This is a genomic window from Aquimarina macrocephali, assembly GCF_051627225.1.
Lineage (GTDB): Bacteria > Bacteroidota > Bacteroidia > Flavobacteriales > Flavobacteriaceae > Aquimarina > Aquimarina macrocephali.
Window position 1 is genome coordinate 2,318,902 of the sequence record NZ_CP151795.1, and the last position, 25,185, is coordinate 2,344,086.

A 25,185-nucleotide genomic window follows, 5' to 3' on the forward strand; every position below is an offset into this window, starting at 1 on the left:
AAATGATGGTACAAAGTTGCATACATCAATTTTCAAAAACATTGAACTAGTTCAATAACTGTGAGTATCTTGATTATTTTTTTGAAGCGATCTTTTTTCGAATTTTACTTACAAATTCATGTGAGATTCCTAAGTAAGCTGCAATCTGTAAATTGGTAAGTTTTTGTGCTATTTTTGGATAGGTAGTGATAAAGTGCAGATAACGCTCATCTGCTGTATAACTATGATTTCGTATTAGTCTTCTTTGTAAAGAAACCAGAGTTTTTTGTGTCATTATACGAAATAGCTTTTCTACTTTAGGCATTTGCTGATACAGTCGTTCTTTATCTTCTTTATTGATCAATAAAACTTCACTGTCTTCAAGGGCTTGAATTGATAATAGGGCAGGAGCTTGATTTGTAAAACTGTCTATGTCGGTGACCCACCAATCTTCGACAGCAAAATATAAAACATTTTCATTTCCATCATTATCTATTGTAAAAAGACGAAAACAACCTTTAGTTACAAAGCCTTCAAATCGACATACATCACCCTGTCTAAGTAAAAAATCTTTTTTAGAAATAGTCTTTGGGTAAAAGAAATGACTATAGGTCTCAAATTCTGAATCAGAAAATTGAATGTGTTTATCTATATTTTCCTTAAGAAGAGTATATGGCATTTTCTATTTCTGGTTTACAGGTAATATCTTAAACAAATTATTTTTTAAACCCTGTGGTAAACAGATTTCTGGCTCCTTTTATACCACATTTTTGATACGCATGATACGTTTGAGCCGCTCTTTCTTCAATTTGTTTTCCTGTTTCATTTTTAATCCAACCATCGATCGCTGACTTCAATGTATATGCCTCGGGTGCCATTAAATGTGTAGTCCATAAAATGGGGTTTGCTTTTGCGTGTTCTATTTCTTTTGAAAAATACTTCTGACTATAACATGCTAAAACTATAACCTCTCTTTTTTTAATAATCTCTTTCTTGTATGTAATATCTACGTTAAATTCCATTAAACCATCGTGACCGATATATGAAAGTAAATCAGCATCTCCACCAAATTTTAATGTTTCTGAGTTTACTTCAATCGAAATAGGGTTTTGAGAATTAGAGGCCAGTAGAAAATCTTCAATGCAAGTTTGGATTTTTGCACCATCATAGGCATCAGCTAATAAATAGATCTTTTTGGTACTATGTTTAAATAAAACTCTATCTAGTAATACCGGATCATCTATTTCAAAATCTTTTACCAACTTCCAGTCTTTCGCTTTAAACTTAAAGAAAGATTTTACCCCATAACCAGCACCCCAATATAAATTATGTTTTGGATCTTTTCCGTTCCCTAATTTTGCGGGAACAGGAACAATTCCTTGATTTTCATTATCACATAAAGCTACATATACATGAATAGTCTTTACCTGACTATACATTTTACAACATAAAAGCGAGATTAATATCAGGAAGAATATCTTTTTCATGGTTCTGAACACCTATTTTTTTATTTGTTGAATTTACAAACAAATTTCTTATGAGTATTTACAAAGTCTTGATTTTCATAAAAGCTATGAGCGTTTTCTCTTTTAATGTTTGAGGTAACTTCAAGTTGAATTATTTTCTTTTCTTTTGCTATACTTTTAAGTTGATCTATTAGTTTTTGTCCGATCCCTAAACCACGACAACTCTCTGTTATAAACATTTCCTGAATTTCACCAATCAATCCATTATGATGAAGTAGATTTTGAACATGACAACTTAAAAAGCCAACAATTTCATTTTCAACTATAGCAGTAAGATATATATTATTACGGTTATTTAGATTTTCCAGAAAAATCTTTTCTTGTTCATTTTTTTTGAAGGCCTGATTTTCTAATATTTCAATAAAACGATGAATTGATGAGAAATCAGAATCTTTGGCTTTTCTTATTTCTACTTTTTTGTTATGCATATACAGAATATTAGATAGAAGAAAATATATAGGGATTTTATACTAGATATACATAGTTTTTATAGACGCTAGGGTTTTTTGAAAAAGGGAGAGGTCTGATGTCGCTTTGGATACAATTAAGCTCCCTTGTATTAAAATTAAGGTTTGCTCTGCTTTGCTTTTTGCATCATCTTCTGATAAACCAAATGCAATTCCTAAAGTACTAAAACCTGTAATCCATTGAGTCATAATTTGATTTAATTGCTTTCCAAATAATTCGATATTTGAATCCATTGTTAGCGCTCTTAAAATACAAGTCTTTTTGCCTCCTCCATAAAGATCATCTATGTTTATGATTGCTTTTTCAAGCCTTTCATCTGGTTGTAAAGTAGTATCAGATAGAGGAGAAAGAATGTTATCAGCTGCCCATTTTTCTACATAATCTAGAACAACAGAAGTAATTTCCTTTTTCCCATTAGGGAAACGATGATATAAACTTGCTTTCTGTAGGCCCGATGAGCCAGCCAGTTCATTAAGACTTGAGCCGTCATAGCCTTTTGAACGAATAACAGACATTAAGCCTTCTAATAAATCCTGATCATTTACTTTTTGTGGTCTCATAGGGCAAATGTACAAATAAAAAATATTTTACCAAACGTTCGGTAATGTGTATTTGACTGCAATTTAATACTATATTATTTTATGTCGAAGCCTTATATTCTACTCTTTTAGAAGTATTTTAGTCATTTTCAAATTTTCAAAATCCGTGTTGTCAATTATTATTTCTGCCAATTCTTCTGATTACTTTTATTGTAGTTGGCTATTCTCCTTTAAAGTATTCTGTTACATTTAATATTAAATAGGAAATCTGATATACGGTATCAAACTTCTTAAAATCATTTTTCTTGATTCAATGCAGTTTAATTTACGGCTTATCAGGTATTCGTTCAAATATTTTTTGTTCTTTTTTCTCGATATAATTCAGATTTAAATAAAACCGATGAGCAGATTCTCTTTTCACATTACATCTTACCCTAACGGTTTTAAAATCATTAACGTTACTTTCTAGATACCCGATCAAAGCACTGGCGACTCCTTTTCTTCTGTATTCTTTTCTAACGATAAGTCCTCCGATTTCCAAAAAGGGAGAAGATGTTAATCTAATCGAAAGAAATCCATGTATATATCCAATAATTATATTATTTAAAACGGCTACAAATGCAAAATGATCCTTATTAGCGTTTATTAAAGCCATCTGTTCTAGAATTAAAGATTTATCAATTTGATAGCCAAGTTGCACAGAAAGTTCAGTTATTGAAAGTGCATCAGATTTATGTAGTTCTCTTATTTTAATTTCTTCAAGCATGATACTTATTTGTTTTCTGGTAGCGTATCGAATTCTTTTCTAACATTTTCAAACCATTCTTTCATAGCTTCAGGAGATTTCATGAGTTCTTGTATTTTATTCATCGCTATAAGATGTGGTTTATCACCCTTCTGAAACATTTGTGTACCGTGATTTTTACTCATTTCGGCTATTTCTTCAAACGTATTGGCATGAAATTCTTTATTACATGCTCCCCCTAGCTGTTTGCATGTCATTGTTTTCATAATTTTCAGTTTTTATGATTAGATAATTGTTCTATTTGATTTTGCTTTTTGTTTGGTTCATGTGTGTTTAATATTTCACATAAAAATTGTTACTTTTCTTCAAGAAACTCTCCAAGTCTATCAAAAACAGACCCCCAACCATTCATAATACCCATTTTTGTTTGTTGTTCACAATATTCTTCTGTTGGATGTATGACATTAAAAGTAAAATTAGTTTTGTCTCCATTTTTTTCAAATAGAGCTTGTATTTCTACACCTTCTGTCATGGGTCTGAAGTTTGCAGAAGAGCATATTTTTTTGAGCTCAACAATTTCTAAATACACACCGTCAGAAATGAATTCGTTCCCGTCTGGCATTTGCATGGTGTATTTCCACTTGCCACCAACTCTAAAATCATGTTCAATTACTTTTGTGTTCATTCCTTTTGGCCCCCACCATTGAGCGATATGTTCGGGGTGAGTCCAGGCTTCCCAAACTAATTTTATAGGTGCATTAAAGGTTCTTTTTAGGGTTACAGTTCGATTGTTTGCTTCACTTTGATTACTCATTTTCTTTATTTTTTGTTTGTAATTTGGTTAAATAATTTTCGAAAGAATCGAGCCTGTCTTCCCACAGATTTCGATATTGTTCTATCCATAAGAAAGCGGGGATAAGGTTTCTGGGTTGGATTTGGCATAGCCGTTCTCTCCCTTGTTTATTAATAGTTATTATACCACACTCTTTTAAGATTTTTAAGTGTTTTGAAATTGCGGGACGACTAACGTCGAATTTTTGGGCTACCGTATTTACAGTTAATGTTTCGTCTGCCAGTAACTCTATAATTTCTCTTCTAACCGGGTCGGCTATTGCTTGAAAGACATCTCTTCTCATAATTTTTAAGTAACTGATTGGTTACAAATATAAATGTAATCATTTGGTTACGCAATTTTTTTTACAAGAAATTGTAGCTAACGAATAGAATTAGTTATGAGAGGGTAGTAGTTAAAGCAGAAAGTGGGTATTATTTTTTCTTTGCGATTAACAAGAGAGAATCATTATCCTCAAACTCATTATAATCACTGATGTATAGAATGTCAAAATACTTTAGATAGGATTTTCTAAGTGTTGATTCGTTATGATAATTTACAAAAAGACCTTTGAAAATTTCAGAACCCTCTCCTTTCCAAAAAGAATGACATAGTATTCCACTAGAATTTAAAATTTCATATTGCCTTTTAACAGCGTCGATCAATTCATTATCGTTTAAGTGATGTAATACCTTATTTGAATAAATTCCATCAAATTTTTTATCTGTTTTTAAAGTAATGGCGTCCAACTCAAGGAATTTTCCATTAGGATTTTTGGAGATCAGATGATTTAGAAATTCGGTTGAGTTATCAGAACCAGTAATATCATATGATTTGTTCAGGATTTTCCAATCTGTACCAGGACCCGAACCAATTTCGAGTAAGGTCGAATTGGAAGGTAAAACTTGTTTAAGTTTTTCAATTAAAGATTCTCCATTAACATCTTTTGCTAACCTGATATATTCTTCGACTGATTCTTTTGTTTTATAATACTTTCCTGTCATGATTAATTGTGAGTTCTAATATACTACAGATGTTATTGGTACTAGTTTTTATTTTTTATAAACTCCACTTTGAAGCATAATTTTTTCTTCTTTAAGACCTCTTAATAAATTAGTGATTTTATCTTTTGTAGATGCTCCCATTAAGACATTCAGCCCTAATTTTGGTGGACCAAATTGCGTTATCTTTTTTAATAGATTCTCAAAGAATATGATTCCGTTAGCAGTTTGGTCAGAAGATCGTTCTTTTTGTAATCCCAATGTATCAAGAATAGATTCCATTTTAGAAGTTTGTTCAAGAAAACTTATTTTTGATTCATTTGCCCAGGGCATTGGGTAGTCTACTTCGTTATCTCCTTTTTTAAAAATATCATAATAAATAAAGGTTCCTTTGGTAGTTAATACTCTATCTATTTCAGAGTAAAATTTTAATTTGTCGTTAATGTTCATCTGTACGTGCTGCGTCCAAACTACATCAAACGATTTGTTTTCAAAAGGTAAATTAGTTGCATCTCCCTGAATAAATTCTGTGCTATTATTTAAGCCAACAAGTTTAGATAGATTAGTTGCGGTTTTTATAAACTCTTCGGATAAATCAAGACCAATTGTTTTGCAGTTAAATTCATCAGCCAACATCCTGCACGGTCCTCCTATTCCACATCCAACATCTAATAGTTTAGCGTTATTTACACTAACTGTTTTTGCTAATTCGCGAGAGACTTCTGCTCCTCTCACATGAAACTCATCGACACTGGCTATATCTTTTCGGTTAACATTTTCTATATCGACTCCCATTTCTTTGAGACGATTTAAAATATCATCATATAAATCAGGCCGATAATAATGGTTTTCAATTTGTGAAGTTAAAGTCCCCATATTTCTTGTTTCAAATTAGTGTGAGTGGTTTATCCAGTGTTTTTCTGTGTGAGAACTAAGATAGTAAAAAGGAGTGATGTAGTAGAAAACTATGACATTGCATGCACATCACTTTTTGATTCTTTCTCAAGAAGTTAGCAATTTCTATACACCCATTCTTTAAAATCAACATATCCTAATATATGACCAGGAATTGGATGTTCCTCGAGCTGTTCTTTAAGTACTATAAAAGCTTTTCTTTTCTCTATAACATCATATTCGACAGTTTTTGATAAAAACTTTAATACGATTTTTTCATAGAAAACTATGTTTTTTTGTTTTTTAAGATATTTTTTCATGGAATTTATCAAATATCGCAGCGTAAATCCATTGCCAAGCTCATAATGAACCAATAGGTTTAGCCAATAGGTGTAAGTGATTAAATCTTTTCGGTCTTTTTTGGTTTGATGATTAAGGATGTCATTGATCCATTGTAGTGCTTTTTTGTGATCCTTTTTTAAGAAATAAATATTTGCAAATTGAAAACGAAAAGATAGCCAATAATTATTAGGGACAAGAGTTTTATGTAGCTCAATAAAATTTTGGATTTCATCAATAATCTCGTGAGTGGTATGTAGTTCTTTTAGATTTCTGTGAATTTCAAGTTCTATGTTATAGAGCCTTAATTTTTCTTTAATCAAAGCTGCAGAAATAGTGCCAATGGTAAGCGCTTTTTGTTTTAAAAGTAAAATTCTTACAAACGCTTCTTTGTATTGTTTTTTGAACACAAGAAAACCAAGAAGGTTGTTGTTTATAGAAAAATACATTGCAAAGTATTCTTTTAACAGTTCGGGGTTTTGTTCCCATTCTTTGATGAGATCTTCTAGAGTTTGTTTTGCTTTGTCTGTATGCTTGGTTAGGAGTTGTTTTCTGTATTTGTGTAGTGTTTTGAGAGTTTTATTTTGTAACGAAACACTTTTTTTATGTGATAATGAGAATTGTGTAGGATCTATATTGGCTAGTAGAAGACTGATATATTCATTGGTAGATTCGAGCGTTTCTTTTTGTTTTTGAATAATAGCTTTAAATGTCTCAAAATCCTGGGGATATAATGCCTGATGTACTTTTCTTTTCCAATCTTGTATGTGAAAAAGTAAAACATCCTGCTGAAAGTTTTTTGCTTTTTTTTCGGCCCGATTTAATTCACTTAAACAGATTGTATACTGGCCTTTGTGAAATAGAATTTCTACATTACGAATAATATCCATAAGCTCCGCATTTTTTGAAATTCGAGAGTGATAATTTCTTAACGATTGAAGAATACGCTGTTTTAGATAGTTTTTTATTGTGGTTAATTGAGTTACAAACGCTTTGTCTTTAAAAAGGGCTTTAATTTGAGCTTCATTATATTCCTTTTGGGCTTCTATTGCATCAAAAAGATTTAGGTATTCTGAAGATTCATTTCCTTGTGTGCTTAATTTAAAATAACGCTTTTCACTTTTAGATAACGATTGGATCAGGTAAAATAATTCTTCGTTTTTTTTCATTTTAGAAACCTATGTTTTTGTAAAAATATAATTTTTTTGACACATATGATCACTTACCTTTGAGATATTAGAAACCAATAAATTATAACATCATGTCAAATGCAATTAGCTGGTTTGAGATACCAAGCACTAATTTTGAAAGAGCAATACAATTTTATAATGCGCTTTTAGAAGCCGAACTACAACCTATGGAGATGGATTTTAAAATGGCTTTTTTTCCATATAAAGATGGTGGCGTGGGAGGTTGCATTACTCATGGTAATGGAAATAAACCTTCACAAGAAGGTACATTTGCTTATCTTAATGGTGGTGATGATCTATCTGTTCCTTTGGCTCGGGTAGAGAAAGCAGGAGGCAAGATTTTAATGCCAAAAACTTCACTGGGAGAAAATGGATATATGGCCATTTTTTTGGATACCGAAGGGAATAGAGTGGCTTTTCATTCTATGAAGTAGTATTTTGTATGTTTTGTCGCATTGAACAAAGTCAAAAGGTTCAATGTGGCAAGAGATACTTATTTGTTCTTTTTATTAATTTTAATTACCGTATTGATGCACTATTTTACAGAAGATTTTGTAGCTTTTTTTAAAGAGCTGGCAAAGAATAATCATAAGGACTGGTTTCATGAAAACAAAAAAAGATATGAAACCAGTATAAAAAAACCGTTCGAGGCATTTGTAGGTGAAATGATAAGGGAAATACAACAACTGGAGCCGAATTTACAAGTTGAACCTAAGGATTGTGTACTTAGAATCAATAGAGATATTCGTTTTTCTAAAGATAAGTCTCCTTATAACTTACATTACACAGCTTTTATTTCGAGCAAAGGACGTAAAGACAAAAGTATCCCTGGTATATTTTTACGTTTTTCGCCAGAAATGGTAGGTATCATGGGTGGGTGTTTTGGTCCGTCAAAAGAACAATTACATAATATAAGAACCGCAATTAATAAATCGCCTAAGACATTTAGGAATTTATTAGAGGATAAGGATTTTGTGCAGAAATTTGGTGAAATTAGAGGCGAAACAATGAAACGAATCCCCAAAGAATGGCAGGAGGCATGTGAAAGGGAACCTCTAATTGCTAATAAACAGTTCTATTTTGTTGGAGAAGAAGCCTCTGGTCTAATTAGTAGTAGTGTTTTGGTCGAAGAAATGATGACGTATTGGCAAACGATGCGTCCTGTAAATGAATATTTATTAAAAGCAATTCAATAACTATGGCATACAATGAGTTTATAGCAGATCGTATTCGACAGATTTTTAGAGAACAAAAGGCAGATTTTTATGAAAAAAAAATGATGGGAGGGTTATGTTTCATGGTCGATAACAAAATGTGTTGCGGAATTCATTTTAGTAAGAAAAAGGAAATGGATCTACTTATGGCACGAATAGGAGTGGATGCAACCGAAGAAGCTATGAAAAAAGAAGGATGCCAGCCGATGGATTTTACAGGTAGACCCATGAAAGGTTTTGTTTTTATTACTCCCGATGGTTTTGATCTGGATAAAGACCTGGAGTATTGGGTGCAATTGTGTTTGGATTTTAACCCTTTTGCAAAAAGTAGCAAGAAGAGATAAAATCAACCTGAATTACTTAAATTAATTGTGTTCTAGCTATTTTTACCAGGGTATAATACCTTAAAATCGGCTTAAAAAAGTAATTATTACATTTGGATAGTTGTACCATATCCAGAATAATGATTTTTTTTAAAAGACTTTTATCAATACCCTTATTTTTTTCTATAGGATTATCTATTTTCTTGACAACGGCAATGTTTGCTCAGAAAAATAATGTACCAGTATTTGATAGCCTTGTTGGTAGATCGTCCAAAGAATTAGGAGAATTTATAAAGAAATCTACACCAGAAGATGCTAAAATTTATGAAATAGCACTTTCTAATCTCAAAAATCAGGATAGCGCCAAGACCAATGAATATTATTATATAGCACTTTCTTTTTACAAAACGGAAAACTACGAAAGAAGTGCATATTACTTTAGTCATGCAGCAAAGGCAGCAAAAAAAGCGAACTACGATCTGTTTTTATGTGCTATTTACTTGAAACTTGGGAATTCTTATCTCAAGGATTGGAAAAATCAAAAAGCACTGGACTCATATTACAAGGCGTTGGAAATTGCGCAAAAGAATGGAAATGTTGAATATGAGATTGTTGCAAATTCTGGGATCACAATGATTCGTAGAAGAATGAAGCAATTGGATAAAGCTTTAGAAGTCTGTAAACATTCCTTAAAACTTGCAGAAAATTCATCTTTTAAAAATGGTAAAAATCATGTCAATCTAATTACTATTATAAGTGAAATATATCTGGATCAAAAAAAATATGATTCTGTACTTCATTATACAGAAATAGGAATTAAACTTAGTAAACCTATAGGGTATCATATTGGATCTATTGATTTGAATACTAAAAAAGGAGCAGTGTTTTTTTATAAAAACGATTTACCTAAGGCATTTGAGTATTTACACTTGGCTGAAGATATTGTGCTTACTCATAAAATTAAGCAAAAAAAATCTATAATGAACCTTCATTATTTTCTTGCCCGTTGTTATTACAAACAAGAAGCGTATAGAAAGGCAATTGCATCTTTGGATAGTATATTAAACCTGTTAGAAGAAAAAGATTCAAGAAATGATAGAGTTTTGGATGCATATCGACTACTGGCAGTTTGTTATGAGGCGATAGGAAATGAGCGAGAATCTAAATACTGGCTTAATAAACATACAATACTTCAGGCTCAATTTCAGGACGAAAAGGATAAAACCGTTAATAAAATATACAATAAGGATACTCAAGAGTTAGGAGAGACTATAAGAGAGCTCGAAAATAGACAGCAAAAAGATGTGAAATATAGTATAATCGTGGTATTGATATTGTTAATATCGTTGATTATGATTGGAGGATTGTTTTATAGGAAACAAAAAATGAACAAAACTATATTCGATGATTTAATGGATAAAATATCCAATCTGGAGTCTAAACGCAGAACAGAAACAATGGACTCAAAAGATGGTGTTAAAGAGATTATAATCGATGATGAGAAAATCAATAATGTGTTAAAGAGGTTAAATAGATTGGAGGATCAAGAATATTTTTTGAAATCTGATTGTAGTCTAAGTACAATGGCTAAAAAAGTAAAAACAAATACCACATACCTTTCAAAAATTATCAAAATACATAAAGAAAAAAGCTTTAATGATTATATCAATGATTTAAGAATAGAATATGCATTAAAAAGGTTGAAAAATGATAAGAAGTTTAGATCTTTTTCGATTAAATCAATTGCTTCAGAAATAGGGTATAAAAGCGATAATTCTTTTACAAAACATTTTAAATCCAAAACAGGTTTAAACCCTTCCTATTATATTAAAAAAAACGAAAACTTAGGATAGTATTTTCATAGATAAGTAGCTTCTAATTCCTACCGCAATTTATTTAAATTGAGGCTAACAAATTATGATCGATGTTTTATTGAAAGTATATTATTTTACAAATATTAAATTATTATAATTATGAAAAAACATCAAAACAAGAGAATCAGCCTTAAAAAAATTACTATTACCAGAATTAATCTCAATACTATGAGGATGGTAAAAGGAGGAGAATGTGACGTTACAGATATTGATACTGATACTGGGTCTCATGAGACTCATTGCGTTTGTCAAAGTGGGCGTGAAGTATTTTAGGCTTATCTTTTTTAACTATTCCAAATTTTTTAGGTTTTTATAAGTGCTTTCTTCCTCCTCATTTTGTCTAATATACGGGAGTTATGTTTTTCTCTCTCTTTGTTAGAGTATACCTTAGAGTAAAAGTCAAAGTGTTATTAAGAATAAGATTTTGATAAAGGGGGAAGCCGAAAACCTTTTGATAGAGTAGGTAAGTTTTATAATTCAATTTAAATCTAATAAATTATGTTATCAAAAATTCTAAATTTAAAAGATGTTCAGCAATTGGACAAAAAACAACAAAAAACTATTAATGGGGGAATACTTTATCCTATAGGATGTAGAACCAGAAGAGATTGTTTCGAAGTTACAGGAGAATGGGATTGGTATTGCTCTATATCTCCTAGTGGTGGAGGGACTTGCATGCCATACTAAAGATTTTTATAGTAAATATGAATCTTTGAAACTTACAAGACTGTCTGAAAAGACAGTCTTTTTTGTTGAGTATTTTTTAGAATGTTTGCAAATCTGTTAAGAGGTCTTTTGGGGATTGTGTAGGTGAAATAGTAGTTCTGTAAAGAAGAAAATAGGTGAGATAATAGTTAACTTTGTGAATGAAAATAGAACTTTCTTCTTTTCTTGTTAATGCACCAAAATGACATCTTTTGAAGAATGTTTAATGTAGAAAACTATGATTACTAATCTGGCTGAGTATACCAGGAATTATATTGATATTTCTGATGAAGAAATGGAGCTATTTTATCATTATCTTAAAGTGAAGAAATTCAAAAAGAAAGAGTATGTGTTAGAAGAAGGGAAAATCTGTAGGGCGAGATATTTTATTTTAAAAGGATGTGTGCGATCATATTATATTGATGAAAAAGGAGTAGAGCGAATTGTGGATTTTGGGATTGATAACTGGTGGTTTACAAATTATAAAAGCTTAGTTAATCAAAGTCCATCAGAAAATTTTATTCAAACTATTGAAGATTCAGTAGTATTAGAACTACATCAGGATTCTTTTGAAGAACTATCAGCTAAACTTCCTAAAATTGATAGGTTTTTTAGAATAATTACTGAAAAAACCCATATTGCTCATATAAATAAAGTAAAATACACTCGTAATCTTTCGGGAGAGCATCTTTATAAGCAATTTGTGTTAAGTAACCCTAAGTTCTCACAGCGGGTTCCCCAATATATGATCGCTTCTTATTTAGGGTTGTCACCAGAATTTGTAAGTAAAGTAAAAGCTAAGGATCGTTAAAAGGGGTTGCTTATACCTGATTTATGGCCATTATGGATCTATAAGAATCATCTTTTTTTATCTCGTAACATTTGTCTGATACTACGTATTGCATTATCTGCGTCTGATGTGCTGAACTCTCCTCCAACCTCTTCGATCATAACATTTTCAGAAAGTCTGACTTCTATCCAAGAGCTCCCCGAAGTTGTTAATATGAATTTTTCTGAAACATTATATTGATGAATTGTACCATTATTTATTAGTTTTCCTATAAGCGGAATTTCATTTACAACTTTCTCACCAAAAGTAAATTCTTCGTGGGTTACTGATTCTGATTTGGTTTCTATAGAAACTACATCTGTATAAAAATAGGATGAGGTAGATTCATTTAAGGGATTTTCAGTTATGGGATCAAATACACATTGATAAAATACGATTTCATGTTGTGTAAAGTTGATGATCGTTATTCCTATTGGGATGTATCTGATAAAATTGTCTTTCCCTTTTTTTAATTTAAATTCGGCTCCTCCAATATCATACATTTTTGGCCCTGTAATACGACGCGGGGTTCTTAAACAATCATTTTTATCTAAAAGTGTTTTGGTCAACGCTCTGTCAAATAATTTACTAATTGATTCATTGAGAAGGGTATCAAACTCATTATCCGAGATCTTAGAGGTTAAAATAGATTTTGAGAAATATTGTTTAATTTTTTTTCCATTTGAAGTCATGTGAAGATTATTTATGTTGGTTTCAATTTTTAAAATAATTGTCTTTGGATAGCCCTAGTGTAGAAAATAAGCGTTCCAGCTCATTGGGTTCTTCTTGTGTTATTATTGGTAAATTATTAGAAGAATTGTCTGGATCATCGAGTCCACTTCGTCTAAAATAATCTTGAGTAATAAGGTGTTTTAGACAATGATATTTTTCTTTCTTAATATTTATACGTATTGCTGTTTTTAGAGAAGTTTGTATTTCTTTGATTTCATTCATTTTTAGTCTAAAAGGTCTCTTTCCTTTAAACATTGCCAAGGCCAAATTATAATGATATTCGTCATCGATTGGATTAATTTTAATAGACTCTTTTAAATACATTATGGCTTCTTCATATTGATTTTGGGAGAGAAATAAAACTCCTAACCAGAAAAAAACTTTGTCATTAGAAGATTCTGATTTTGTTTGCGATAAAAAAGATTGGGTGTACTCAATAATTTCTTTTTGTGTTAAACCAGAAAGTTTTTTATATGATAACTTTTTACAATACCTCTTTTCATCTGTACTGGATTTGTGTTTCTTTTTGTTCCCTCCACTAAGTATAAGTTCTTCTGCTTGATATTTCTCAAGCCCCCAGAAAGCTTTATTTTCTTTAATGAAGTTCTTATAGGAAGAATAGTCAATATACTGTGCCAAAATATCCAGATAAGATTTTAAGTAGGTGAATTTTTCTCCTTCTTTTTTATTGTACCGATCTCTATAATTAACTATAGTAGTTCGGCCAATTTTTTCTTTTGTTTTTTCTTGTAATTGCTCTATAAGTCTGTTAATATCCCGCTCTATATAATCTTTAAAAGACTTATTTGGAGTATGTTTTTTTGCAATAGCATCAAAAAAATATACAAATACATCAAACTGTGATTCTGATAAGGATTTAGCCATTTTAATGAGTTTAAAATATTTCTTAAATACGCTGTATAAAGTGAAGTGAAAGTATTAAAAGTTGGGAAACCACTTTTGCGGAAAACCACAATGCTTAAAAATAAGTGGTTGTTAGAATGATAAAATAGTTATGGTTTTTGATTTTCTCCATTTGATGATGCAAATCAATATTTTTTGCAGAAAAGTTAAAAACAAAAAGAGTTTACTGTAGCCTAAAAACAGGTCAATTAAGAATATTTTTTAATAATTTTTTAAATAGTCGTCGGCCGATAATCGACCAATGTTATCGACCGATTATGTTTTTCACCTTTGTATCGTAGTTGATTCTAGAAAACTACTTATGAAGTTTAATGGGTTGAAAATAACTTAAGAGAAGAAGATATTTCCATCCTTATCAAAACTTCATTCTTCTCAAAAACTATCAAAGTGCTTTGATTTTATAAGACTGCCCGAATCTTCATAAAGATTCGGTAAGGAAAACTGTAATGTTTAATCAAAAAATTTAATAAAATGAAAAATATAAAGAATATAATAAAATGTATGATGACATGCCTGTTTATAGGATTAATCTTTACTTCTTGTGAAGAAAAAAATGACTTTACAGACGATATTTGTGATTATGAAACAGCTACTACTGAAGAAGGTACTGTAGAAGAGCAACCTGACGACGATGATTAAAAAATGAGTCGTCCTAAAATAGGTTGACAGTTTTTTAATAATTTAATTCAAACCATTGAATCTAGCTTCAATGGTTTTTTTGTTGTGTATAAAGTTAGGAGTTTTATAATTAAGACTGAAGTGCGGTCTTTTGTTATTATAGGTGTAAATTGATTCTTTGATGAGTTGCTTTAGTTCTCTACCATTTTCACAAGTATATATTAAAAATTCTCCTTTTAGCGTACCATTAATTCTTTCTGCCAAAGCATTCTGATAACAATCATATCCATCGGTCATTGATGGTATTATATTGTTGAGTTGTAATTCTTTTTGATAAACTATCGAACAATATTGTAATCCTCTATCAGAATGATGGATAAGCTGTTTATTAGTTACTCTATTTTTAGTTGCCATTTTGATTGCCTTTACAACATTTTCTGCACTCATATCATCACTGAGTTGATATCCCATAATCTTTCGGCTATAGGCGTCTGTAACTAGAGATAAATAATGAGTACGTTCTCTGCTTTTGATATAAGTAATATCACTAACAAAAAATTCTTCTGGCCTTGAAGCTTTACTGTCTTTCATCAAATTAGGGTGTTTTCTAAGCCAGTGCTTAGAGTTTGTGGTTTTTGTATAATTTTTCTTTGGTCGTATCAACAGGTGTTCAGATCTTAAGTAATTAAAAAGTGCATCTCTACCCATTTTTATACCTAATTTGGATATCTCTACTTTCAGTAAATAATATAGCTTACGAGTGCCTAATCTTGGCATCTCCATTCTTATAGATCGAACTAATTCTCCTATTTGAACAAGTTCTTCTGCTCTTTTAGCTTTACGTTTTTCTAATTGATAGACAGCTTGTCTTGTGATCCCAAACAATCGACAACAACGCGATAAGCTTAATCGATGGTCTTGTCTGATTCGGTGGATGGTTTGGGAGAAAACTTTTTTCTGATAGAAGTGCCATACTGTTGATCAGAGATATCAATCATAGTGTTAAGAATCTTATTTCTCAACTTCTCATCCGATAATTCTCGCTCTAAACGTTTGATCTTTTGGGCTGGAGTCTCTTTAGATTTTGGCATGTGATAACGAATTGGCTTGCTCCAGTCTAAGGTACCATGTTTTCGTAACCAAACCAAAACAGTACTTCTTCCCTGGATACCATAAGCCTTCTGGGCTTGTTTATAGGTCATCTCGCCTTTTTCTACTTGGGATACCACTCCCAATTTAAAACCTAAATTGTAATCGCGTTGAGTACGCTTCTTGTTAGTGTTTCCTGAATCTTTCATAAATAAGTCAATTTTGTGTCAACTTATTTCAGGACGGGACAAAATGATAAATCAAAAAGGCCACATGAAAGTGTGGCTTTTTTTTTAATTTTAACTCTTAAACTATTGAAAATATGCATAATAAAACTTTAGTAGTTGTATTGATCATTCTATTTTGTGCTTGTAATAAAGAGCACCTTGTTACTTTTTCTGAAAAAGAGAAACCTTTGGATAGTATAGCGTATTATTATCACCTTTCTAAAGACAAAACCAAAGACCTAAATATTAGGTATCAGGCTATAAATAATGCATATAAGCGTTTTGATATAGACTATGAAAACACTGTTTATCATAAGGTTTTATATCAGAAAAGTGTTATTCATTATTCCCTTAAACAGATAGATAGCTTAAAGCATTATAATGCCTTATTATTAGAAAAGACTAATGCAACTAAAGATATTTATTACGAAGGAAAAGCATATTATTTAAAAGCATATTATTTTGATAATATCAAATTTTATTCTGATAGCGCATACTATTATTATAATAAATCAAAAAATAATTTTTTGGCAATAAAAGATAGTAGTCAGATAGGTAGGCGTTTATTGAATATGGCTTATGTACAACAAAGTTATAGTGATTTTTTTGGAAGTAAAGAAACAATTACAGATGCATTACGGTATTTGTTACCAGATAAAGATGCAAAATATATTGCTTCGGCATATAATGTTTTGGCCATAAGCAATAAGAACCTTTTGAATAATGAAGATGCAATAAAATATTATGAAAAAGCTATTGTAAATACAAAATCTAATACGGATAGATTGGTTTATAAAAACAATCTATCAATAGTATATATTAATAATAAAAAGTATAAAAAGGCAATTGAATTATTTGGAGATATTTTAAGTGATTCTTTGCTGTATATTTCACCAAAACAAAAAGCCAGATTGATAGATAATTATGCATATGCCCGATGGCTTAAGGATACATTAGATATTGAAAAAGAACTTTTAAGCGCATTACGTATAAGAACTCAAGAAAATGATAAACGAGGATTAATAGCAAGTTATAAGCATTTGGGAGAATATTTTTCTCAAAAGGACAGGGAAAAATCTTTAAAATGGTTTGATAGAACGATGAAAATTTCTAAAAGCATTAAAAACCCAAAAGGAGAATTAGAAGCCTTAAGTTTTTTAATGAAAATGAAACCCGAGGACATCAATATTAAAACAAGATATATAGAACTTACCGATAGTCTTCAGAAACAAGAATTACAGGTTAAGACTCAATTTGCTAAGATCAAGTATGATGATCAGCTAAAGGTAGAAGAGATTCATAGATTAAAAGATCTTACTGCTAAACAGGAACTAGAAGTTTCTTTTCAAAGGACTCAAAAGATAATTTATCTTTTAATAGGAGTTATACTTATATTGATTATTGTTTTTGTGTCGTATTATTTGATGCAGAAACATAGAAAAGATACAGAAACAAAAGTTTATAATACTGAAAGAAGGATTTCAAAAAAGGTTCATGATGAATTGGCAAATGATATATCTAGTGTTACCAATTTTATAGAAAACACTCAGGATATTTCTACTTTTTCAATACGAAAAAGTATAGGAGATAGATTGCAAAATATCTATCTAAGAGCAAGAGACATATCAACAGAGATGACAAGTGTTGATGTTGTTAATTTTCAAAAAGAATTAAAAAATTTAATACAACAATACAATAACCAAAATATGATTGTTATTACTAATGTGTCAGAGACAGATTGGTCCACTGTCCCTGATTATAAAAAAATAGCAGTGTTTAGAGTGGTTCAAGAGCTTTTTATTAATACGATAAAGCATAGCAAGGCTACCAAGACAACATTAATGGTAAAAGATGCAGGAAAACATAGAATTGTTACTTACAAAGACAATGGTATAGGAGCTATTAAAAAGAACCTAAATATTAATGGATTAGCTAATGCGGAAAATCGCATTGAAAATATAAAAGGGGAGTTTATCTTTGAGACTAGCCCAGACGAGGGGTTTGTAGCGACCATTATGTTTCAAAGATAATTTTTATTGTATGTTTAAAAAAGTCCTTATCTCCGAAGATCAACAAAGTATTAGTGTAGGATTGCAAAACACGTTAAAAGAGTTTTGTATTCAGGAAATAGAAACTGTTAATTATTGTGATAATGCTTTACTTAAACTAAGATCTGCCAGACAGAAAAACATTCCATTTGATCTCTTAATTACCGATCTCTCTTTTAAAGAAGATCATAAATTGAGAAAAATTAGTTCTGGAGATGAACTTATTAAACAAGTTAGAAAAATCCAACCAGATCTTAAGATTGTCGTTTTTTCTGTAGAAAATCGTATTGGGAAAATAAGGGAACTTGTTGATAGTCAAAAAATTAACGCTTATGTTTCAAAAGGTCGACAAGGTACTGAAGATATAGTTAAGGCAATCAATGCTATTCTTCAGGATAAATATTATTATTCTGATGATATTATGAAATTACTTCGAAGATCTGATAACATTTCAGAAATAAAAAAAACAGATACTTTAATTTTGAAATTAATAGCCAAGGGCTTGACACAACAACAGATCTCGGATTATTTTAATAAGCATAATTTAACTTCTGGTAGTAAAAGAAACATTGAGTTTCGTTTACAAAAACTTAAAGAACTTTTTGATGCCAAAACACTTCCTCAGCTTATAGGAATTGCCAAAGATGCTGGCCTGATTTAATTGTAGTTTCTGAAAACTTAAAGTGATTAAAAATCAATGGATTGCGGTTTGTCGCAAGCTATTGATTTTTAATCACTTTACTTTTGAGTTATAGATAATAATTCATACGGGAAGCATTAGTCGAATTCAAAAGTAGGCATCATGAAATACATTAAAATTCTGTTTTTAGCACTTCTATTACCATTAACAATTCATAGTCAGGAAATCTTTGAGGTCAAGTTTACTGCTGGTTTAACTCAATATCGATGTGCTCTGGTGATTTTTGATAATGGAACCGGTAAAATGCGTGTTAGGTATTATGATAAAAGAACCACAATGATTGAGCAAACTATGGCAATAGAAAATACACAGTATGGGATAAGATTAAAGGGATATAATCCAGTGTATGCGGGGACAAAAATTAAACATCCAAGTTACAATGCAGATAACTTCTATATTTCAATGGATGAGTATGGAAAATATACAATCATTAATGTAGATGATGCTGGTACAAGAGCAAAATCGTATATCAAAAAAATAAAAGGAAAGTATACTATAAATAATTTTCTAAGGGATTTTAATTGGAAATTATAGTCGTGTACTTGTAAAACATATAAAAAAACACAGATAAGTTTTTAAAGAATTATTGGAATTATCCCCCAAATCAAAATCAAATATATAAGGGTTATTTATTAATTTTTTAAATTATTTTAAAGATGAATACAGAAAATTCAGGCGGGGAGTCTTTAGTTCAAATTTTTGCGGTTGTAGGGGGTGTTTTAGGATTTGGAATCGGAATTAGCGGGGAGGAATCAAGTTTTATTATGGCTATAATTCTAGCGATAATAGGGGCAGCAATAGGAAGGTTTGTTGGAAATGTAGTATGGAGAATGTTAATCTTTTTAGTAGGATTATTAATTTTTCTTGTTAGAACAGGGCTACTTCGTGAAATTATAAGAGGATTATTTGATTGATGAAAAAGTAGATTGATTAATTTTTTTAACTAATTCAAAAAAGAATAGGTGTGTGTCGTTTTGATTTCTATGAATTATTGAAAAGGAATTGGGCTTGTCTACTAGAAGTTTATTAGTAAGATAAAAGTAAAAGAAGAATAGGGAGAATTTGTAATTTATGAAAGTAATCCATTCTAAAACAAATAAGTCTTTTGTGAAAAAAGTTAAAAAACCTTTCGTTAATCGAAAGGTTTTTTATAAAATGGGTTTTGAGAATACTATTTTATATCAACATTCTCTATCGACGTACAATTTTTTTTATGGTTCTTCCTTTGCTAGTTTCAACCTCCATGAAATATACTCCAGGTTGAAGAGATGATATATCAAAGCTAGAATCTGATGTTTCGAATACTTTTCTGCCATAGTAATTAAATATCGAGATTTTTTGAACTGTAATTGTAACAGTTATAATTCCATCGGTTGGGTTCGGATAAGATTTAAAAGAAGATATTGTGTCTTCTGGTTTTGATGTAATAGTATCTACTACAATACAAGAAGATCTGTTTGTACAACCGTCTTGCGTAATATCAACAGCATACGAACCGTTTTTGGATGCGGTGAATGATTGGTTTGTTTCTCCGCTAATTGGTTGGTCTGTATTGCAATCAATCCATTGATATATCGCTCCTGTATGAGTAGCAGTATAGGTTGGGGAATTATTTGTTATTGTTACATCGGGTAATGCATTTATAGTTATATCAATTGTGTTAGAGTTAGTGCATGTACCAGATGTGGTATACGTTATTGTGTATGACCCTGCTGTACTTGCAGCAATATCTATGGTTCCTGTCCCGGGATCAATACCCAGCCCTGCTGTACTAGAGAATACTCCTCCTGCTAATCCTGTAATTGTTGGCGTTGGGTTGGTGTCACCTTTGCAATAAATGTCTGTATCAAAGTTAAAACTTGGATTATCTAATTCGGTAATGTCCACAAGAGCATTATTGGAATTGGGACAGATTCCACTAGTGGTATAGGTTATAGTATAAGACCCTATAGTACTTGCAGCAATATCAATAATTCCTGTTCCGGGGTCAATACTCAGTCCTGCTGTACTGGAGAATACTCCTCCTGCTAATCCTGTAATTGTTGGTGTTGGGTTGGTGTCACCTTTGCAATAGTTGTCTGTATTATAATTAAAACTCGGATTGTCTAATTCAGTAATATCCACAAGAACATCACTAGAATCTGGGCAGGTTCCAGTAGTGGTATAAGTTATGGTGTAGGATCCTGTTGTACTTGCAGCAATATCAATGACTCCTGTCCCAGGATCAATATTTAATCCTGCTGTGCTCGAGAATACCCCGCCAGCTATTCCTGTAATTGTTGGTGTTGGATTAGAATCACCTTTACAATAATTATTTGCATCATAGTTAAAACTAGGATCATCGATAGCATTAACCATAATGGTTATTGCTGTACAAGGAGCTGTTGTTTCATCAATACAGGATATACCATCATCTTCTCCTCGTATATAATAGGTAGTACTTGGAGCGGTAGGAGTAACTTCAAAGGTAGAAGTGTTTGTGGTTGTTGTGCCGACCAATGTGCCACCACAAGAATCAGTATATATCGACCAGGTAGATGCAATATTAAGATTACCAGTAATAGTTATGGTAGAAGTTTCTCCTTCACAGGTAACTGGTGTTGCTGTAATGGTTGATATCGTTGGCGCGATGCAAACAGGAACTTGCCTGAACCAGGCAAACCTAGGAACATTAAAACTTCCTAAAATTGCATCTTTAAGACCATCCCCATCTACATCACCAAAATCTATAGTAGAAAAACTTCCTATTTCTCCATTGGTTAATTCACCATTAAATAGTTGTTGAGGAGAAGAAGCAAAATTAGGGGTAGTTGCAGTGCCAATATTTTCTATCCATCTAACAAAACCGGTATCAATCATAAAATACATATCATAATCACCATCTTTGTCAAAATCTTCAAATACTGGTATGGGTACATCCATATTGATATATGCACTTTCATCATCCCAGGGACTATCTGCTTCAGATTGTAATTCAAAATTAGGATTCTCTTTGGTGCCTATATTTTTGTAGTATGTCATTTTATCACTACCTAAAGCAACTAGATCAAGATCTGTGTCATTGTCAAGATCTACAAAGCCTAAACCAGGAAATTCTGCAATATTCTGATCTAAAAGACCAGGGATACACATAGGAACATATTCAAATACCGGTACTTCTGGTGTGCCCACATTTCTGTAAAAACGAACATCATCAAGAGTAGTGCCTTCATAATTATATTGGGATCCAATAAATAGGTCCAGATCACCATCATCATCAATATCTGCCAGTTGTGGTCTGTTTTGATTTCTAAAAGTACTAGTGCTACTATAGGTATTTATCTTTATGGTATCCAAAGTGGGTATGGATGCTGCTACCCAATTAGGTGCAGTAACAGTTCCTGTATTCTGAAAATAATGAACAGTTCCTCCTTGACTACCAGAAATAAAATCCAAATCATTATCATTATCCAAATCTCCCAATACTACAGACCTAAGACGACCAAAGGCTGGTGGAGTTAGTGGTGTGGCAGCAACATCTAGCCCTGCAGGTTCTGGTCCTGGCCCAGTAGATGTGCCATCTGGATTGGCAAGAAGCCTTCCTCCTCTAAATTCCCAGCTTATATAATCTGCTTGAGCAGAGATGAGCTGATTCCCCAAATGAAAAAGTAAACAAATAAGTAATAGTTTTTTCATAACTATAGATTTAAAATAGTTGATCTTTAACGTATAATACACGGTGTTATGGCATATACTTTTTGTATATGTCATAGTCAATTAATAATTTTAAATGGCAGCACATCTGAGCAAACCAATTATGGAGATAATAGGGGCAATTTAATTTAGAGACGTTTTATGTTCTCTCGGTCTGTGGTTTTAAGAAGTATTGTATTACCATTACTAAGAGGGGGGAAGTAAGTAATTTATTGTGTGTAATACAAGTGGGTGCAAAATTAGTAATTTAGTTCTTCTTTAACAAGATAATATTTTGTTAATACTCTATTTTATATTTTAGGGCTCACTAAAATAGAAGGAATTAATTGTTTCTAAGGGCTTCAAAAATCATTTTTGAAATAATAAATTAAATCCTGAGAAGATTGCTTTTTTAATAGTACTCTAGCTTATATTCATGAGTACTTTTTAATCAAATAGATAAACTGATTATTAGGAATCATAGATCTACTTCTCTTATAATATACAGTAGAATATGTTTGTTTTACCTTGCGCAAGGCTGGGAAAAGTAGGCAAAACTTTGTTAAATTATAAAACGCAAAAAAGTCCAACATTTCTGCTGGACTTTTGCTCCCCCTCTTGGACTCGAACCAAGGACCCTCTGATTAACAGTCAGATGCTCTAACCAACTGAGCTAAGGAGGAATTTATTTTTGCAAATATAGAATGTTTTTCTCTTTTTGCGAGTGCAAATATATACTATTTTTTATATCTCGAAAAGATTTTTTTGATTTTTTAAGGTTATTTATTGAGCATTTGCCAAATATTATTTTGTTTATTAATGCTTGTTACATGAAAAACCTCAACTATATGTTTGTAGTTGAGGTTTTTAACTTGTTTTTGTTTAAATAAGAAACTTATTTCTTACTTCTTAGTCCAGATAAAAATCGTTTAGAATAAAATAGGTTCTCCTCCTGGAAATGGTTTAGGAAATTGAGGGAAGAATGGAGGAATACATCCACCGCCTGTTCCATCATCATATACATTTGTAGAATGTGGCTCAGTACCACCATTAATACTTTTAGCTTCTAAACTTGTTAATTCGATTACGTTTTTCATTTTTTAATTGATTTAATGATACATTATTTTTAAGCTATCTTTTGATTGATAACTGATGTAAAACTAATGCACGTTGGTCTCAAATTATGAGATTGTATATAGTAAATGAAAAAAGCTGTTTTAAAAGAGGTATAAAAAAAATCAAGTCAATATAACCTTAGTTGTATTGACTTGATTTATCTCTTAAAGAGAAATAGACTTAAGATCTATTATTTATTCGTTATTTATCAAAAATAGCCCTGTAAATATCATTACCGTTGGCAAATAGTAATAGAGCGATAAGAAGAATGAAACCTGCAAGCTGTGCATATTCCATAAATTTATCATTCGGTTTTCTACCAGCAATAATTTCATATAATAAAAACATTACATGCCCACCATCTAATGCCGGGATAGGAAGTATATTCATAAAGGCCAAAATAATAGAAATAAAAGCAGTGGTTCCCCAAAAGGCTCTCCAGTTCCAGACATCTGGAAAAAGATTTCCGATAGCTCCAAATCCACCTACCTGACTTGCTCCTTTTTTGGTGAATACATATTTAAATTGTGCGATATAATCATGCAAAGTCCAGTATCCAAAATCGAAACCTTTAGTGATACTTTCTCCAAAAGAGTATTTTTTTTCTTGAACTTTATAACCATTTTTAACTACAACGCCAATTAATCCATCTTCATTAGGAGTTATTGAAGTAGAATTAGTCTCACTGTTTCTTATATAACTTATAGCAATAGGAGTGCCTTTGTTTTCAAGAATTGTTTTTCTAAACTCGTGCCAATATTGTATAGGCTTTCCGTTTACTTCAGTTATTTTATCTCCTTTTTTAAGACCAGCTTTCTCAGCTATTTCGAGATAGGTGCTATCTATAATAGGCTTATTTATTGGAGAAAAAGGGCGTAAAACTCCAGATTCAAACATAGTCGTTCCTATGTTTTCAGGAATTTGGATTGTTTCTTTACTTCCGCTTTGATGTAAAACACTAATATTTTTGACATCACGCATAAATAAATAGTGATTGATCTGGGTTACATCTTCTAGTGTTTTACCATTCACATCAAGAATCCTATCTCCATCTTCAAATCCTAACTTTTTGAATGAATCTTCTACAGCAAAACCGTTTGGTAGATCATCAAAACCGATATAATTGGTTCCCCAGGTAAATATAATCGCCATATAGATTAAGAATCCAAGGATAATATTTACAGTAACACCACCTAGCATAATAATCAGTCGTTGCCATGCAGGTTTAGATCGAAACTCCCATGGTTGTGGTGGGCCAGCCATCTGCTCCTTATCCATACTCTCATCGATCATACCGGCGATTTTTACATACCCTCCTAAAGGTAGCCAACCAATACCATAAACTGTTTCACCTATTTTTTTCTTAAATAGCGAGAATTTTATATCAAAAAACAAATAGAATTTCTCTACTCTTGTTTTAAATAATTTAGCAGGAATAAAATGTCCTAATTCGTGTAATACGATCAGAATGGATAAACTTAATAGTAGCTGTATTGCTTTTATAAAAAATGGACTCATAAGTCGTTGTTCAAAATTAAATCACGCAAAAGTAACCTTTTAGAAGAGTATATGAAAAAAAACTACCATACAGTTCGATAGAT

At 31.3% G+C, this 25,185-nt stretch carries 29 protein-coding genes and 1 tRNA gene; 12 read left to right on the forward strand and 18 right to left on the reverse strand.

Going from position 1 to position 25,185, the window contains the following annotated elements:
* Positions 1 to 73: 73 nt before the first annotated feature.
* From AAFU52_RS10355 to AAFU52_RS10405, 11 genes are all read right to left on the reverse strand, one after another.
* Positions 74 to 658 (reverse strand): Crp/Fnr family transcriptional regulator, encoded by a 585-nt coding sequence (locus tag AAFU52_RS10355; protein WP_024770017.1) that lies wholly within the window; start codon positions 656 to 658, stop codon positions 74 to 76.
* Between the two features lie 37 nt (positions 659 to 695).
* Positions 696 to 1,466 carry a hypothetical protein gene (locus tag AAFU52_RS10360; protein ID WP_024770016.1) on the reverse strand — a complete coding sequence of 257 codons (771 nt, stop codon included), beginning with the start codon at positions 1,464 to 1,466 and terminating at the stop codon, positions 696 to 698.
* 20 nt (positions 1,467 to 1,486) lie between these two features.
* Positions 1,487 to 1,933, reverse strand: a complete 447-nt coding sequence (locus AAFU52_RS10365) for a GNAT family N-acetyltransferase (protein WP_024770015.1) — start codon at positions 1,931 to 1,933, stop codon at positions 1,487 to 1,489.
* Positions 1,934 to 1,975: 42 nt separating this feature from the next.
* Positions 1,976 to 2,533, reverse strand: a complete 558-nt coding sequence (locus tag AAFU52_RS10370) for a TetR/AcrR family transcriptional regulator (protein WP_438426357.1) — start codon at positions 2,531 to 2,533, stop codon at positions 1,976 to 1,978.
* Between the two features lie 304 nt (positions 2,534 to 2,837).
* A complete protein-coding gene (locus AAFU52_RS10375; protein WP_024770013.1) occupies positions 2,838 to 3,278 on the reverse strand; it encodes a GNAT family N-acetyltransferase in 441 nt (146 codons plus the stop codon).
* A 5-nt stretch (positions 3,279 to 3,283) separates the two neighbouring features.
* Positions 3,284 to 3,523 (reverse strand): DUF1059 domain-containing protein, encoded by a 240-nt coding sequence (locus AAFU52_RS10380; RefSeq protein ID WP_438426358.1) that lies wholly within the window; start codon positions 3,521 to 3,523, stop codon positions 3,284 to 3,286.
* Positions 3,524 to 3,612: 89 nt separating this feature from the next.
* Positions 3,613 to 4,071, reverse strand: coding sequence for an SRPBCC family protein (locus AAFU52_RS10385; protein WP_438426359.1), 459 nt, complete (start codon positions 4,069 to 4,071; stop codon positions 3,613 to 3,615).
* Positions 4,064 to 4,393 carry an ArsR/SmtB family transcription factor gene (locus tag AAFU52_RS10390; protein ID WP_024770010.1) on the reverse strand — a complete coding sequence of 110 codons (330 nt, stop codon included), beginning with the start codon at positions 4,391 to 4,393 and terminating at the stop codon, positions 4,064 to 4,066. Before AAFU52_RS10390 ends, AAFU52_RS10385 begins: the two co-directional genes overlap by 8 nt.
* Positions 4,394 to 4,523: 130 nt before the next feature.
* Complete coding sequence (locus tag AAFU52_RS10395; protein ID WP_438426360.1) at positions 4,524 to 5,093, reverse strand: class I SAM-dependent methyltransferase; 570 nt, start codon at positions 5,091 to 5,093, stop codon at positions 4,524 to 4,526.
* Positions 5,094 to 5,141: 48 nt separating this feature from the next.
* Positions 5,142 to 5,966, reverse strand: coding sequence for a class I SAM-dependent methyltransferase (locus AAFU52_RS10400; RefSeq protein ID WP_024770008.1), 825 nt, complete (start codon positions 5,964 to 5,966; stop codon positions 5,142 to 5,144).
* A 134-nt stretch (positions 5,967 to 6,100) separates the two neighbouring features.
* On the reverse strand, positions 6,101 to 7,492 hold the full coding sequence (locus tag AAFU52_RS10405; RefSeq protein WP_438426361.1) for a hypothetical protein: 1,392 nt from the start codon (positions 7,490 to 7,492) through the stop codon (positions 6,101 to 6,103).
* Positions 7,493 to 7,584: 92 nt separating this feature from the next.
* Here AAFU52_RS10405 and AAFU52_RS10410 point away from each other — a divergent pair, with 92 nt between their 5' ends.
* The 7 genes from AAFU52_RS10410 to AAFU52_RS10440 all read left to right on the forward strand — a co-directional run bounded on the left by AAFU52_RS10410 (position 7,585) and on the right by AAFU52_RS10440 (position 12,440).
* A complete protein-coding gene (locus tag AAFU52_RS10410; protein ID WP_024770006.1) occupies positions 7,585 to 7,947 on the forward strand; it encodes a VOC family protein in 363 nt (120 codons plus the stop codon).
* A gap of 45 nt (positions 7,948 to 7,992) precedes the next feature.
* Positions 7,993 to 8,709, forward strand: coding sequence for a DUF2461 domain-containing protein (locus tag AAFU52_RS10415; protein ID WP_438426362.1), 717 nt, complete (start codon positions 7,993 to 7,995; stop codon positions 8,707 to 8,709).
* A 2-nt stretch (positions 8,710 to 8,711) separates the two neighbouring features.
* Positions 8,712 to 9,071, forward strand: a complete 360-nt coding sequence (locus AAFU52_RS10420; RefSeq protein WP_438426363.1) for a TfoX/Sxy family protein — start codon at positions 8,712 to 8,714, stop codon at positions 9,069 to 9,071.
* Between the two features lie 119 nt (positions 9,072 to 9,190).
* Positions 9,191 to 10,903, forward strand: a complete 1,713-nt coding sequence (locus tag AAFU52_RS10425) for a helix-turn-helix domain-containing protein (protein WP_438426364.1) — start codon at positions 9,191 to 9,193, stop codon at positions 10,901 to 10,903.
* Between the two features lie 120 nt (positions 10,904 to 11,023).
* On the forward strand, positions 11,024 to 11,197 hold the full coding sequence (locus tag AAFU52_RS10430; RefSeq protein ID WP_161635277.1) for a class I lanthipeptide: 174 nt from the start codon (positions 11,024 to 11,026) through the stop codon (positions 11,195 to 11,197).
* Positions 11,198 to 11,422: 225 nt separating this feature from the next.
* On the forward strand, positions 11,423 to 11,611 hold the full coding sequence (locus tag AAFU52_RS10435) for a hypothetical protein (protein WP_024770002.1): 189 nt from the start codon (positions 11,423 to 11,425) through the stop codon (positions 11,609 to 11,611).
* Positions 11,612 to 11,867: 256 nt separating this feature from the next.
* Positions 11,868 to 12,440, forward strand: a complete 573-nt coding sequence (locus tag AAFU52_RS10440) for a Crp/Fnr family transcriptional regulator (protein ID WP_438426365.1) — start codon at positions 11,868 to 11,870, stop codon at positions 12,438 to 12,440.
* Between the two features lie 47 nt (positions 12,441 to 12,487).
* Here AAFU52_RS10440 and AAFU52_RS10445 read toward each other — a convergent pair whose 3' ends face one another.
* Both AAFU52_RS10445 and AAFU52_RS10450 read right to left on the reverse strand, forming a co-directional pair.
* The gene (locus AAFU52_RS10445) at positions 12,488 to 13,150 is read right to left on the reverse strand and encodes a hypothetical protein (RefSeq protein ID WP_024770000.1); all 663 of its coding nucleotides are present in this window, start codon (positions 13,148 to 13,150) and stop codon (positions 12,488 to 12,490) included.
* A gap of 22 nt (positions 13,151 to 13,172) precedes the next feature.
* Positions 13,173 to 14,075, reverse strand: coding sequence for a tetratricopeptide repeat protein (locus tag AAFU52_RS10450; protein WP_024769999.1), 903 nt, complete (start codon positions 14,073 to 14,075; stop codon positions 13,173 to 13,175).
* A gap of 510 nt (positions 14,076 to 14,585) precedes the next feature.
* Here AAFU52_RS10450 and AAFU52_RS10455 point away from each other — a divergent pair.
* Entirely contained in the window at positions 14,586 to 14,753 is a 168-nt protein-coding gene (locus tag AAFU52_RS10455; RefSeq protein WP_438426366.1) for a hypothetical protein, read from the forward strand.
* Positions 14,754 to 14,795: 42 nt separating this feature from the next.
* Here the strand turns inward: AAFU52_RS10455 and AAFU52_RS10460 are convergent.
* A protein-coding gene (locus AAFU52_RS10460; protein WP_438422755.1) for an IS3 family transposase occupies positions 14,796 to 16,030 on the reverse strand; the annotation gives its coding sequence in 2 pieces (ribosomal slippage) (positions 14,796 to 15,694 and positions 15,694 to 16,030; 1,236 coding nt in all).
* Between the two features lie 113 nt (positions 16,031 to 16,143).
* Between AAFU52_RS10460 and AAFU52_RS10465 the strand changes: the two genes are divergently transcribed.
* The 4 genes from AAFU52_RS10465 to AAFU52_RS10480 all read left to right on the forward strand — a co-directional run bounded on the left by AAFU52_RS10465 (position 16,144) and on the right by AAFU52_RS10480 (position 19,710).
* The gene (locus tag AAFU52_RS10465; protein ID WP_438426367.1) at positions 16,144 to 18,078 is read left to right on the forward strand and encodes an ATP-binding protein; all 1,935 of its coding nucleotides are present in this window, start codon (positions 16,144 to 16,146) and stop codon (positions 18,076 to 18,078) included.
* Positions 18,079 to 18,088: 10 nt separating this feature from the next.
* Complete coding sequence (locus AAFU52_RS10470; protein WP_024769997.1) at positions 18,089 to 18,757, forward strand: DNA-binding response regulator; 669 nt, start codon at positions 18,089 to 18,091, stop codon at positions 18,755 to 18,757.
* Positions 18,758 to 18,898: 141 nt separating this feature from the next.
* Entirely contained in the window at positions 18,899 to 19,330 is a 432-nt protein-coding gene (locus tag AAFU52_RS10475) for a hypothetical protein (RefSeq protein WP_438426368.1), read from the forward strand.
* A gap of 122 nt (positions 19,331 to 19,452) precedes the next feature.
* Positions 19,453 to 19,710 (forward strand): hypothetical protein, encoded by a 258-nt coding sequence (locus AAFU52_RS10480; RefSeq protein ID WP_024769995.1) that lies wholly within the window; start codon positions 19,453 to 19,455, stop codon positions 19,708 to 19,710.
* Positions 19,711 to 19,987: 277 nt separating this feature from the next.
* Here AAFU52_RS10480 and AAFU52_RS10485 read toward each other — a convergent pair whose 3' ends face one another.
* From AAFU52_RS10485 to rseP, 4 genes are all read right to left on the reverse strand, one after another.
* Positions 19,988 to 22,471, reverse strand: a complete 2,484-nt coding sequence (locus AAFU52_RS10485) for a T9SS type A sorting domain-containing protein (protein WP_438426369.1) — start codon at positions 22,469 to 22,471, stop codon at positions 19,988 to 19,990.
* A gap of 606 nt (positions 22,472 to 23,077) precedes the next feature.
* Positions 23,078 to 23,151 (reverse strand) — tRNA-Asn (locus AAFU52_RS10490).
* Between the two features lie 246 nt (positions 23,152 to 23,397).
* Positions 23,398 to 23,565: a hypothetical protein gene (locus AAFU52_RS10495; RefSeq protein ID WP_161635275.1), complete on the reverse strand. Its 168-nt coding sequence runs from the start codon at positions 23,563 to 23,565 to the stop codon at positions 23,398 to 23,400.
* 220 nt (positions 23,566 to 23,785) lie between these two features.
* On the reverse strand, positions 23,786 to 25,102 hold the full coding sequence (gene rseP / locus AAFU52_RS10500) for an RIP metalloprotease RseP (protein ID WP_438426370.1): 1,317 nt from the start codon (positions 25,100 to 25,102) through the stop codon (positions 23,786 to 23,788).
* Between the last annotated feature and the right edge of the window lie 83 nt (positions 25,103 to 25,185).